10 protein-coding genes are annotated in these 13,343 nt (G+C 44.6%); 9 read left to right on the top strand and 1 reads right to left on the bottom strand.

The window, feature by feature from the left end; genetic code table 11:
- Position 1 precedes the first annotated feature (1 nt).
- The 8 genes from murD to lpxC all read left to right on the top strand — a co-directional run bounded on the left by murD (position 2) and on the right by lpxC (position 9,616).
- Positions 2–1,345, top strand: a complete 1,344-nt coding sequence (gene murD / locus CW749_RS12240) for a UDP-N-acetylmuramoyl-L-alanine--D-glutamate ligase (protein ID WP_101112422.1) — start codon at positions 2–4, stop codon at positions 1,343–1,345.
- 29 nt (positions 1,346–1,374) lie between these two features.
- Positions 1,375–2,565: a cell division protein FtsW gene (gene ftsW / locus CW749_RS12235; RefSeq protein ID WP_101112577.1), complete on the top strand. Its 1,191-nt coding sequence runs from the start codon at positions 1,375–1,377 to the stop codon at positions 2,563–2,565.
- The gene (gene murG, locus CW749_RS12230) at positions 2,552–3,625 is read left to right on the top strand and encodes an undecaprenyldiphospho-muramoylpentapeptide beta-N-acetylglucosaminyltransferase (RefSeq protein WP_101112421.1); all 1,074 of its coding nucleotides are present in this window, start codon (positions 2,552–2,554) and stop codon (positions 3,623–3,625) included. The genes ftsW and murG overlap by 14 nt, the downstream gene beginning before the upstream one ends.
- A gap of 15 nt (positions 3,626–3,640) precedes the next feature.
- On the top strand, positions 3,641–5,101 hold the full coding sequence (gene murC / locus CW749_RS12225; protein WP_101112420.1) for a UDP-N-acetylmuramate--L-alanine ligase: 1,461 nt from the start codon (positions 3,641–3,643) through the stop codon (positions 5,099–5,101).
- Between the two features lie 194 nt (positions 5,102–5,295).
- Positions 5,296–6,081, top strand: a complete 786-nt coding sequence (locus CW749_RS12220) for a cell division protein FtsQ/DivIB (RefSeq protein ID WP_101112419.1) — start codon at positions 5,296–5,298, stop codon at positions 6,079–6,081.
- Complete coding sequence (gene ftsA, locus CW749_RS12215) at positions 6,074–7,339, top strand: cell division protein FtsA (RefSeq protein WP_101112418.1); 1,266 nt, start codon at positions 6,074–6,076, stop codon at positions 7,337–7,339. Before CW749_RS12220 ends, ftsA begins: the two co-directional genes overlap by 8 nt.
- A gap of 30 nt (positions 7,340–7,369) precedes the next feature.
- Entirely contained in the window at positions 7,370–8,602 is a 1,233-nt protein-coding gene (gene ftsZ, locus CW749_RS12210) for a cell division protein FtsZ (protein ID WP_101112417.1), read from the top strand.
- 96 nt (positions 8,603–8,698) lie between these two features.
- The gene (gene lpxC, locus CW749_RS12205; protein ID WP_101112416.1) at positions 8,699–9,616 is read left to right on the top strand and encodes a UDP-3-O-acyl-N-acetylglucosamine deacetylase; all 918 of its coding nucleotides are present in this window, start codon (positions 8,699–8,701) and stop codon (positions 9,614–9,616) included.
- 119 nt (positions 9,617–9,735) lie between these two features.
- On the opposite strand, the gene CW749_RS12200 is transcribed toward lpxC, so the two are convergent.
- Positions 9,736–10,200, bottom strand: a complete 465-nt coding sequence (locus CW749_RS12200) for a DciA family protein (RefSeq protein WP_101112415.1) — start codon at positions 10,198–10,200, stop codon at positions 9,736–9,738.
- Positions 10,201–10,566: 366 nt separating this feature from the next.
- On the opposite strand from CW749_RS12200, the gene secA reads away from it, so the two are divergent.
- Positions 10,567–13,290 carry a preprotein translocase subunit SecA gene (gene secA / locus CW749_RS12195; RefSeq protein ID WP_101112414.1) on the top strand — a complete coding sequence of 908 codons (2,724 nt, stop codon included), beginning with the start codon at positions 10,567–10,569 and terminating at the stop codon, positions 13,288–13,290.
- Positions 13,291–13,343: the final 53 nt, after the last annotated feature.

Below are 13,343 nucleotides of genomic sequence, written 5' to 3'. Positions count from 1 at the left end.
GATGAATGTAAATCCAAACAATCAGCGTTGGGAGAACCTGAAAGACGTCGTGGTAGTGGGGCTTGGTATTACAGGCCTGTCCGTCGTCAATCATTTGCTGCGCCAGAAGCAACCTCTTAATGTGAAAGTCATCGATACTCGAGAAGATCCTCCGGGTTTGGATAAACTGAATGAGGATGTTGCCGTCCACACTGGAAGTTGGAATGAGAGCTGGCTTAAGAATGCTGACCTCATTGTGGCGAACCCCGGTATTGCGTTAGCTACACCAGAATTGCAGCGTGCTATTGAACAAGGTGTACCCGTTGTCGGTGATATTGAATTGTTTGGTTGGGCAGTCACCAAACCCGTTATCGCTATTACTGGGTCAAATGGTAAAAGCACCGTTACCGATTTGACTGGTGTGATGGCTAATGCTGCGGGTTGTAAAACAAGAGTTGGTGGTAATATTGGGATTCCTGCTTTGGATCTCCTTGCAGAGGATGCCGATCTTTACGTGCTTGAATTATCGAGCTTCCAATTGGAAACGACATCGAACTTACCTTTAGTTGCTGCCGCTTATTTGAACCTGACCGAAGATCATATGGATCGATATGATGATTTTGCCGGCTATGGTGCTGCCAAGCAGCGAATTTTCTTAAATGCCCAAAAAGCCATTGTTAATCAACAGGATTCAGCGACGTTCCCAACGCCTAATTATTCCGGTGATATCATCACTTTTGCACCTTCCAATGCAGATTATTGTTTGAAAACAGTGAATGATGACGTTTTTCTCGCGAAAGGCGATGAGCCCTTTGTTCCGACTTCTTCTTTAAGTCTTGTCGGTCAACATAATAGTATGAATGCCTTGGTCGCCATGGCTTTACTTGATGCGGCAGGTATCGACTACCATTCATCTGTTTCCGCTCTCCAAAACTACACTGGATTAACCCACCGTTGTCAGGTTGTTGCTCAATCCAATGGCGTAAAGTGGGTGAATGATTCCAAAGCTACCAATGTCGCCAGTACTTTAGCCGCTTTGTCGGGGTTACAATGTGAAGGACAACTTCATCTGTTGGTTGGTGGTGATGGAAAAGGTGCCGATTTTTCTGAACTTGAACCCGTATTGGCGTCTTTACCAGTGACATTGCATTGTTACGGCGAAGATGGCAGCGAGTTTTTGTCTTTGCACCCGTCAGCTATCCGCTGGAATACTATGGATGAGGCATTAGCGAGCATTTCATCCAAGTTAAACGCTGGTGATATCGTTATGCTGTCCCCTGCTTGTGCCAGTTTTGACCAATATCCAAACTTTATGGCGCGTGGCGATGCGTTTACTCAACTCGCTCAACGTTACTCGTCCTTGTAAGGCTAAAGGGAATTCTGTTGGGACGCTTAATCGAAACATTTTCAGACTGCAAACACTGGCTATTTGAACCAGCACCCAAAGCACTGTTTGATAGGCAGCTACTTTGGCTGTCGTTTGGTCTAATGCTTATCGGCTTAGTCATGGTGACATCAGCTTCTTTTCCCGTTAGTAGTCGCCTTACAGATACACCATTTTACTTCATGTATAAGCAGCTTGCGTTTTGTGTTGTGGGGCTTGCTACTGCTTCAGTTGTTGTTCAAATCCCCATGGATCGTTGGTTTAAATACAGCCATATATTATTGGGGATTTGTTTTGTTCTATTGATTGTTGTGCTGGTGGCAGGCAAGTCCGTGAATGGTGCTTCGCGCTGGATCCCGTTAGGGGTTTTCAACTTGCAGCCAGCAGAATTGACCAAGTTATCCTTGTTCATGTTTATGGCAGGTTATTTGGTTCGAAAACAAGACGAAGTAAGGAAAACGTTCTTCGGTGGCTTTATGAAGCCCATTATCGTTTTCGGCCTTGTTGCTCTTTTATTGTTGGGGCAGCCAGATTTGGGCACTGTGATTGTCATGCTGGTGACCATGTTCGGACTGTTATTCATTGCAGGTGCAAAACTGTGGCAGTTTTTGGCGCTGATGATGGTTGGGATAGCTGGCGTTGTTGTGTTGATCTTGGTGGAGCCTTATCGAGTACGACGAGTTACATCTTTTTTAGACCCATGGGACGACCCATTTGGTAGCGGCTATCAGTTGACTCAATCCTTGATGGCATTTGGTCGTGGTGGTTGGTTTGGTCAGGGGCTAGGTAATTCCATTCAAAAGTTAGAATACCTTCCTGAAGCACATACAGACTTTGTTTTTGCGGTGATCGCCGAAGAGCTTGGATTTGTTGGCGTTAGCATTGTACTGATGTTGATTTTTGCGTTAGTACTGAAAGCAATATTTATTGGAAAGAAAGCGTTTGAAGCAAAGCAAATGTTTGGTGGATACTTGGCATTTGGTATTGGCATATGGTTTGCTTTTCAAACACTGGTCAATGTTGGTGCTGCTGCGGGTATGGTTCCGACTAAAGGGCTCACTCTGCCGCTGATTAGTTATGGTGGTTCCAGTTTAATCGTGATGTGTGTCGCGGTGGCAATATTAATGCGGATTGATCATGAGCGGCGACTGTCGCAACAAATAAAGATTCCTGAAAATAAGAACTCAAATGAAACAAAATAAACGTTTATTAGTGATGGCTGGTGGTTCGGGGGGGCATGTTTTCCCGGGGCTTGCTGTTGCCAAATGCTTGCAAGATGAAGGGTGGGAAATTCGTTGGTTAGGCACGGCTGACCGTATGGAAGCCGACCTTGTCCCAAAACACGGCATTGATATCGACTTTATTCAAGTGAAAGGTCTTCGTGGGCAGGGTGTTTTAAAATTGATTAAAGCACCTTTTCAAATTCTCAATGCTATCTTTCAAGCCAAAAAGCACATCAAAGCATGGCAGCCTGACGTGGTGTTAGGAATGGGCGGATATGTCAGTGGACCTGGCGGTGTTGCGGCTTGGTTATCGGGTATTCCTTTGGTTCTTCATGAGCAAAATGCGGTAGCAGGTTTAACGAATCAGTGGTTATCTAAAATCGCAACCAAAGTCTTTCAGGCCTTTCCCGGTGCTTTTAAAGATGTTCCGGTAGTGGGTAACCCTGTGAGAAAAGATGTGACTACTCTTGGTTCTGCAGAATCTCGTATCGCGTCCCGTGAAGGCGACATACGTATTTTGGTGATGGGTGGAAGCCAAGGGGCAAGAATCCTCAATACAACATTGCCTGAAACAGCAGCTTTGCTTGGAAACGGCTATGTTATTCGCCATCAAGCAGGTAAAGGAAACCAAGAGTCTGTCCAGTCAGCCTACGAAAGTACTGGTATTCAAGCCGAAGCAACCGAGTTTATTGATGACGTATCAGCTGCTTATGAATGGGCAGACCTAGTTGTATGTCGATCCGGTGCACTCACCGTCTCTGAGATATCATCTGCTGGAGTCGGCGCAATCTTTGTACCTTTTATGCATAAAGATCGCCAACAAGCATTGAACGCCGATCATCTTGTTGATGCTAATGCCGCGATTATGATTGAGCAACCGGACCTGACTTCAGAAAAATTATCAGAAGCCATAAAGCAGCTAGATAGGGCGAGTTTGGTACAGATGGCAAGTAAAGCCCAAAAGTCGGCAAAACCCAATGCTGATCAATATGTAGCGAATGCGATTAAAGAATTAACTCAACAGTCTGTTGACCGATAGAATGAGAAACACAAAATGACAATAGAACACAACCAAGACATCTCTCAAATCCGTGCAATGGTGCCTGAGATGAGAAGAGTGAAGTCCATTCATTTTGTCGGAATTGGTGGTGCCGGAATGAGTGGCATCGCTGAAGTGCTCTTAAATGAAGGTTACCACATCTCAGGATCAGACCTAGCCGAAAACCCAGTAACAGAAAGGTTGAGTGGCAAAGGGGCAACGATCTATTTTGGTCATGATGCAGGTAATGTTGAAAAAGCCAGTGTCGTCGTTGTCTCGACTGCCATTCAACAAGATAATCCAGAGTTGGTTGCCGCGAAAGAAAGGCGTATTCCAGTTGTTCGTCGTGCTGAAATGTTGGCTGAATTAATGAGATTCCGACATGGTATTGCTGTGGCAGGAACCCATGGCAAAACAACGACAACTGCGCTTGTTACGCAGATTTATTCTGAAGCTGGACTCGATCCAACGTTTGTAAATGGCGGACTGGTTAAAAGTGTCGGTACAAATGCTCGTTTAGGGTCGAGCCGGATTCTTATTGCAGAAGCCGATGAAAGTGATGCATCATTCTTGCATTTACAGCCAATGGTCAGCATCGTTACCAATATAGAAGCCGATCACATGGATACTTATGGCGGCGACTTCGAAACTTTAAAACAAACGTTCATTGATTTTCTCCATAACCTGCCATTCTATGGGCAGGCAATCATGTGTATAGACGATCCGGTTGTGCGCGAGCTGATCCCAAGAGTCAGTCGCCAAGTTATTACGTACGGATTCTCTGAAGATGCAGACGTAAGAATTGAAAATTACCGCCAAGAAGGGCAACAGGGTAAATTCACGGTTGTGCGTGAAGGAAAAGCCAACCTAGACATTACGTTGAACATTCCGGGTAAACACAACGCACTAAACGCATCCGCTGCTATTGCTGTAGCAACAGAAGATGACGTGGCTGATGAAGCGATACTAAGCGCAATGGCAGGTACTCAAGGTACTGGACGACGTTTTGATCACTTGGGAGAGTTCGAAACAGGTTGTGGTAAGGCAATGCTGGTCGATGACTATGGTCACCACCCTAGTGAAGTGGATGTCACCATTGATGCAGCAAGGGCTGGATGGGAAGACAAGCGATTGGTCATGGTATTTCAGCCACACCGATATAGCCGAACGAGAGATTTGTATGATGATTTCGCAAATGTACTCGAAAAGGTTGATGTACTTATTATGCTCGATGTCTATTCAGCTGGCGAAGCGCCTATTGCTGGCGCAGATGGTCGTGCTTTATGTCGAACGATTCGTAGCCGAGGTAAGTTGGACCCAATTTTTGTTCCAGAAACTCAAAACTTACCGAGTGTCCTAGCAAATGTTCTCCAAGATGGTGACCTAGTATTAACACAAGGAGCTGGTGATGTTGGTAAGGTTGCCAAAGTGCTGGCTGGTTTAGAGTTGAACGTAGAACGTATGCGTCAGGAATAATAGCCAAGCCTTTATTTTGTCTGTTTTTTGTCCGGTGTGTCACACTAGACCATATTTATTCTTGTGGTTGATGGACTATGGGATGATGGTCAGTATAATCGCTAGTTTGAGTAAATCAGTCGAATGGTCTTTAGTTTTAGGATGTTCTGCTCTAAACCGAACAAGAATATCGTTAAATAATTGATAGCATTGGTATGTACTCAGTGAGCCATGAAAGCGAAATAGAAACGTACGAAGAGTTACCCAAGTCCCACAATACACTCTTGGGGATAGGCTTTTTAGTCGTTGTTGTCTTGTTTATTGGTTGGTTGATGTTTTCTACATTAAATTGGATGTGGGATGAGCAACGACTACCATTATCTAAATTGGTATTGCAAGGGGATTTGACTCACGTGCAACCAAAAGAGGTGCAAAGTGCCTTTGCTTCTTTCGAGCATATTGGCACCTTTATGTCTCAAGACGTTGATGAGCTTCAAAATGCCTTATTAGCCCTACCTTGGGTAGCGCGAGTATCAATACGTAAACAATGGCCAGACACAATCAAAGTATATTTAGTTGAGCATGAAGCCCAAGCTATTTGGAATGGTATTTCCATGCTCAACATGGAAGGAAATGTATTTGATGCCGATATTGCAGAGCTGACGAGTGAAAAGATTAAACTTTATGGCCCCGAAGGGAGTCATCAGCAAGTCTTGCAAGCCTGGCAAAAAATTCAAGAGCTACTGGCTCCGGTGGACCTTACCGTTTCTTCCGTACTCCTAAACGACAGACGTGCATGGCAAGTTATTTTGACTAGCGGAATACGTTTGGAGCTTGGAAAAGAAGCGCTTCTTGAACGAATAACACGTTTTGTTGCGCTTTATCAAAAGCTTGGCTCAAAATCGCAACAGATTAGTCATATCGACTTACGGTATGATACAGGAGCGGCAATAGGTTGGTTTCCAAATCAGGATTTAGTACAAGAGAGCACAGATGACTAAAACCACAGATGACAACATCATTGTTGGTCTTGATATTGGTACTGCGACCGTTTCCGCTTTGGTAGGTGAATGCCTACCAGATGGACAGATTAATATTATTGGCGCTGGTACAAGTCCGTCTAGAGGTATGGACAAAGGTGGCGTGAATGATCTTGAATCTGTGGTCAAGTCAGTACAAAGGGCTGTTGATCAAGCTGAATTAATGGCTGAATGCCAAATCAGCAAAGTATTTATTTCGCTTTCTGGGCGTCATATTGCTAGCAGGATTGAAAAAGGAATGGGAACCATTTCAGATGAAGAGGTTTCTCAGGACGATATGGATCGTGCGATCCACACAGCAAAGTCCATAAAAATTGGTGATGAACAGCGAATTTTACATGTAATTCCTCAAGAATTTACTATTGATTATCAAGAAGGGATTAAGAATCCGCTTGGTTTATCAGGGGTGAGGATGGAGGTAAGCGTTCATCTGATTTCTTGCCATAACGACATGGCCAGAAATATTATTAAAGCGGTAGAGCGATGTGGACTGAAAGTTGAGCAGCTGGTTTTTTCTGGTTTAGCTTCGAGTAATGCAGTTATTACCGAAGATGAACGAGAGCTAGGTGTTTGCGTTGTGGATATTGGCGCTGGGACAATGGATGTATCCATTTGGACAGGTGGCGCTTTAAGGCATACGGAAGTGTTTTCCTATGCCGGCAATGCAGTGACAAGTGACATCGCATTTGCTTTTGGCACGCCTGTTAGCGATGCTGAAGAGATAAAAGTAAAGTACGGTTGTGCGCTCAGTGAGCTTGTCAGTAAAGACGATACCGTGAATGTTCCAAGTGTTGGTGGTCGCCCGTCTCGAAGTTTGCAACGACAAACACTATCGGAAGTGATTGAGCCCAGATATACTGAACTTATGGGCTTGGTCAATCAGACTATTGATAACGTTCAAGACAAACTGCGAGCAGAAGGGATTAAACACCATCTCGCAGCAGGCGTAGTCTTAACGGGTGGAGCTGCACAGATTGAAGGGGTTGTGGAATGTGCCGAAAGGGTTTTTCGCAACCAAGTCAGAGTAGGTAAACCGCTGGAAATCAGTGGCCTAACTGATTACGTTAAAGAGCCGTATGATTCTACGGCAGTTGGATTACTTCATTACGCAAAAGACAGCCAATTCTCTGAAGATGGCGACTACAACGAACCCAAGCGACAGTCTAATGTCTCTGGGTTGTTTCAAAAAATGCGTAATTGGATACAGAAAGAGTTTTAACCTGAAATACAGGAAAAACGGAGATAACAAATGTTTGAACCGATGATGGAAATGTCTGACGATGCGGTAATTAAAGTCGTTGGAGTTGGTGGTGGCGGTGGTAATGCCGTAGAGCACATGGTGCGTGAATCTATTGAAGGCGTGGAATTCATCAGTGTCAACACAGATGCTCAAGCACTTCGTAAAACGAGCGTAAACACTGTCATTCAAATTGGTGGCGATATCACCAAAGGTCTTGGAGCCGGCGCAAACCCGCAGGTAGGTCGCGAAGCGGCTCTTGAAGACAGAGACAGACTTAAAGAAATTCTAACCGGTGCCGATATGGTATTTATAGCGGCCGGTATGGGTGGTGGTACAGGCACTGGTGCAGCTCCAGTAATCGCAGAAGTAGCGAAAGAACTAGGGGTTCTAACGGTAGCTGTAGTGACTAAGCCATTTGGATTTGAAGGCAAGAAACGTCTTGCTTTTGCAGAACAAGGCATCGAAGAATTATCAAAGCATGTTGATTCTTTGATTACCATCCCGAATGAAAAGCTGCTTAAAGTATTGGGACGTGGTGTCACTCTACTTGAAGCATTTGCAAGCGCCAATGACGTTCTTAAGAACGCAGTACAAGGTATTGCTGAATTGATTACTCGCCCTGGCATGATTAACGTCGACTTTGCGGACGTACGCACTGTAATGTCGGAAATGGGTCATGCGATGATGGGAAGCGGTGTCTCTAAAGGAGAGGACCGAGCAGAAGAAGCAGCAGAGACGGCAATTTCTAGCCCACTTCTGGAAGATATTGATTTGGCTGGCGCAAGAGGTGTTCTTGTGAACATCACGGCAGGTTTGGATATGCGTCTGGACGAATTCGAAACTGTCGGTAATACTGTAAAAGCATTTGCATCAGATAATGCGACGGTAGTTATTGGTACATCTCTGGACCCAGATATGACCGATGAAATCCGCGTAACTGTTGTTGCAACCGGAATTGGCAACGAGAAAAAACCTGAAATTACTTTAGTAACAGGTGCTTCCAAGCCACAAAACACCACGCCAGCTCAACAGCCAGCTGCTCCAGCAGCCAAGGTTGAAGAAAAAACGGCACAGCCTTTGCAAGCGAATAACTTGCCAAAAGGTGAAGAGGTGAATAGTCAGCCAGCTGCTCCAGCTAGCCCTTCGACTCCTGCTCAAGGTGGTGCAAACACTGCACCGAAGCAGGAAAAAGAGAATGGTTATTTGGACATTCCAGCGTTCTTGAGACGCCAAGCTGACTGATTATTGTACGAAATAATTGATATTCGTCAGAAACGTGGTAGCATGTGCGGTCGATTTTCCGATCGCACGGCTGGTTCACGTAGTAGGGGTAGGTAAATGATCAGACAAAGAACTCTAAAAGAGATGGTGAAGACAACTGGAGTGGGTTTGCACTCGGGTAGAAAAGTCACACTTACTCTTCGTCCAGCTGCGGCGAACACAGGGGTTATTTATCGCAGAACGGATATGAATCCGCCTGTCGATTTCCCTGCCGATCCTGCGTCAGTTCGTGACACCATGCTTTGTACTGCGCTAGTCAACGATGAAGGTATCAGAATCTCAACCGTTGAGCACCTCAATGCCGCACTAGCTGGTATGGGGATCGACAACGTAATTGTCGAAGTGGATGCACCTGAAATCCCTATTATGGATGGCAGTGCGAGTCCGTTTGTTTACCTGTTGCAGTCGGCTGGTATTGAAACGCTCAACGCCCCTAAACGTTTTGTACGTATTAAGAAAAAGGTTCGCGTTGAAGATGGTGATAAGTGGGCTGAGTTAGTCCCTCATGATGGCTTCCGTATGGATTTCGCTATCGAATTTGATCATCCTGCAATTGAATCTGACGAACAGCACCTACTTTTTGATTTTTCTTCTCAAGCGTTTGTCAAAGATATCTCCCGAGCACGAACTTTTGGGTTCATGAAGGACATTGAATACCTTCAATCTCAGAACTTATGTCTTGGTGGTAGCTTTGATTGTGCGATTGTGTTGGACGAGTACCGAATTCTTAATGAAGAAGGGTTACGTTTCGAAAACGAATTCGTGACACATAAAGTACTCGATGCCATTGGCGACTTGTACATGTGCGGTCATAGTATTGTTGGTGAACTTCGCGCCTACAAATCAGGTCATGCGATGAACAACAAAGTACTAAGAGCGGTACTTGCCGATCAAGAAGCGTGGGAGTGGGCAACTTTCGAAGAAGAAGTTGGGTCTCCAGTCGCGTTCGGTGAACCTAATATGGTTCTTGCGTAAAAGCAAACATAAAGAATTAAAAAAACCAGACACTAGTCTGGTTTTTTTGTTTTTGAAAATCAGAATTTATTTGCTGCCAATTTTCTTATTTCTCAAATTTTCTTCTTTCTAGTGTTAGGTTACTTCTTCTTTTTCGCCAAATTGGCAATGTTTTCTAGCCTTTGTTTCACTTTGGGTGTGGCGTTAGGCATATTTGCCGTTGCAATTAAGAACTCAGCGGCGACCTCTGAAACGGGAACTTCCTGCCATTCGGGATCTGGATCGGACATATCTTGCCCTCGATAAAGTGACGGGTTTATTCGTATTTGAACGCCCATCAGTTTTGCGTACCCTTGCTGGCGAAGCTGAGTCAATAAGTGTAAACGATCATAATTCAGTTTCATTTGTACGGAAGCGCTAGCAACTTCGATGACCAAGTGGTTATCCTTTATGTTAGCCGCTCGACAATGCTCCAGTAAGCTTGCGGGTAATAGAGATTTTAATAGCTTATTTAGTTCATTGATTTGTTTCGCATGTTCTTGAATTTTACTGAGCTGTTGAGATTCAAGAAGATCATTTGTCAGTGTCGGTCTGTGATCGCGCATCGCCATCTCCTCACTACTGTATTCCGAGACTTCCTTAATTCGAGAGTGTAGAGCAGTGACCTTTGAATACCAAGCCTTTGGGTAACTTTCTGCCTCAGCGTCGAAAATTTCTGGGGGATTATTGTCCGAACATCGAAAATTTCTAAACCTGTCTCAAACAATTGCTAATACCCATGGTTGTCAATTTGATAATCACTTAATATACGAGGCAAATTTGAAAATTAAGATTGGCGCTTGAAAATCAAAGGTGCCGCCTCAATATTCTTACAAACATGATGTATCTCAGTATTCTTAGTTTGGAACTGGTAGAGACTGAAAGTTACAAGGATAGATCGAGCACGATCTAAACAGAGAGATTCACTGAAAATGATAACTAAGCTACTGACAAAAGTAATTGGCAGCCGCAACGATCGAACTCTGCGTCGTCTGCGAAAAATAGTCAAAGAAATTAATAATTACGAACCAGAATTTGAAACATTATCTGATGAAGAACTGAAAGCGAAAACAGTAGAGTTTCGCGAGCGCCTAGAAAAAGGCGATTCTCTAGACAGTTTACTTCCGGAAGCATTTGCCACCGTACGAGAAGCATCTAAGCGTGTTTTTGGTATGCGTCACTTCGACGTGCAGCTCATTGGCGGTATGGTCCTTAACAATGGTCAGATTGCTGAAATGCGTACAGGTGAAGGTAAAACCTTAACCGCAACTCTTCCAGCTTACCTTAACGCGCTTCCTAGTAAGGGCGTGCACATTGTAACGGTGAATGATTACTTAGCATCTCGTGATGCAGAAACAAACCGCCCACTTTTCGAATTCCTTGGTATGACGGTAGGCGTTAACGTACCGAATATGCCTCCGTTAGCAAAAAAAGAAGCCTATCAAGCGGATATTCTTTACGGAACGAATAACGAGTTTGGTTTCGATTACTTACGCGACAACATGGCTTTCAGAGATGAAGACCGTGTGCAGCGAGAGCGTTTCTTTGCCGTAGTCGATGAGGTGGATTCCATTCTTATTGATGAAGCACGTACCCCACTTATCATCTCTGGTCCTGCTGAAGATAGCTCAGATCTTTACACTCGTATTAACACTCTGATTCCTAACCTTGTTCGCCAAGAGAAGGAAGACACAGAAGAGTACCGTGGTGATGGGCACTACACTCTGGATGAAAAGTCCAAGCAGGTTCACCTGACTGAAAATGGCCAGGAGTTTGTTGAAGAGTTGATGATTAAGAACGGTTTGATGGAAGAGGGCGATACGCTTTATTCTCCAACCAATATAAGCCTACTTCACCATGTAAATGCAGCGCTGCGCGCTCACGTTTTATTTGAGCGTAATGTGGACTACATCGTCAATGAAGATGATGAAGTTGTGATTGTCGATGAGCATACAGGTCGTACAATGCCTGGTCGCCGTTGGTCTGAAGGTTTGCATCAAGCGGTAGAAGCAAAAGAAGGCGTTAAAATTCAGAATGAAAACCAGACGCTTGCGTCTATCACATTCCAGAATTTCTTCCGCCTATACGAAAAACTGTCGGGCATGACAGGTACTGCGGATACCGAAGCGTTTGAATTCCAGTCAATTTATGGTTTGGAAACCGTTGTTATTCCAACCAACAAACCAATGATCCGTGATGATATGCCAGATGTGGTGTACCGTACTGAAACTGAGAAGTTCAATGCGATCATTGAAGACATCAAAGAGCGAGCTGCAAAAGGTCAGCCATCTTTGGTTGGTACGGTGTCTATTGAAAAGTCAGAGCTGCTTTCAAACGCGCTGAAGAATGCCAAGGTTAAGCACAATGTACTGAACGCTAAGTTCCACGAAAAAGAAGCGGAAATTGTTGCTCAAGCTGGTACTCCTGGTGCGGTGACCATTGCGACCAACATGGCGGGTCGTGGTACCGATATCGTATTAGGTGGTAGCTGGCAAGCGAAGCTGGAGCAACTGGACAATCCTTCTCAAGAGCAGATAGATCAAATTAAAGCGGATTGGAAAGAAGTACACGACAAAGTACTTGAAGCTGGTGGTTTACATATTATCGGTACTGAGCGTCATGAATCTCGCCGTATTGATAACCAGCTGCGTGGTCGATCTGGTCGTCAAGGTGATGCAGGTTCATCACGCTTCTACCTATCGATGGAAGATTCACTGTTACGTATCTTTACTTCTGATCGCATGGCGAGCCTTATCCAAAGTGGTATGGAAGAAGGGGAGGCGATTGAAAGTAAAATGTTGTCTCGCTCTATCGAGAAAGCACAGCGTAAAGTTGAAGGTCGTAACTTCGATATTCGTAAGCAGCTTCTTGAATTCGATGACGTTGCGAACGATCAACGTAAAGTTGTCTACGAGTTGCGTGACGAGCTCATGAGTGCTGAAGACATCAGCGACATGATTGAACAAAACCGTACTGATGTATTCGACAGCGTAATTAGTGAATACATTCCACCTCAGTCTTTAGAAGATATGTGGGATGTGAAAGGTCTTGAAGATCGCCTAAAAGCAGATTTTGATTTAACCATGCCGCTCCAAGCTTGGCTTGATGAAGACGACAAGTTATACGAAGAGGCGCTTCGCGAGAAGATTCTTGAAACTGCTGTTGAAACGTACAAAGAGAAAGAAAAAGTGGTGGGAGAGAATATCCTACGTAACTTTGAAAAGTCCGTAATGCTTCAGACTCTTGATACATTATGGAAAGAACACCTTGCTGCGATGGATCACCTCCGCCAAGGTATTCATTTACGCGGCTATGCACAGAAGAACCCGAAACAAGAATACAAACGTGAGTCGTTTGAATTGTTCGAAGGTTTGTTGGACTCACTCAAAATTGATGTGATTACTGTGCTCAGCAAAGTTCGTGTTCAACAGGAAGAAGAAGTGGAGCGTATGGAAGCTCAACGCCGTGCACAGGCGGAAGAAGCAGCACGACGTCAACAGTTCCAGCATCAACAAGCTGAAAACCCGCTTTCTGATGGTGAGCAAGAAGAAGCCAGTCAGCAACCTACCCAACGCGAAGAGCGTAAAGTCGGGCGCAACGAACCTTGCCCATGTGGTAGTGGTAAGAAGTTTAAACAGTGCCACGGTAAGATTTAATTCTTCCCTCTCTCCCAAAAGAGCCGCAGTCGCGGCTCTTTTTGTATCTACCT

Origin of the sequence: Vibrio sp. vnigr-6D03 (assembly GCF_002835515.1) — a bacterium.
Lineage (GTDB): Bacteria > Pseudomonadota > Gammaproteobacteria > Enterobacterales > Vibrionaceae > Vibrio > Vibrio penaeicida.
The sequence above is the reverse complement of the archived record's forward strand: the minus strand, read 5'-3'. Positions and strand labels throughout refer to the sequence as shown.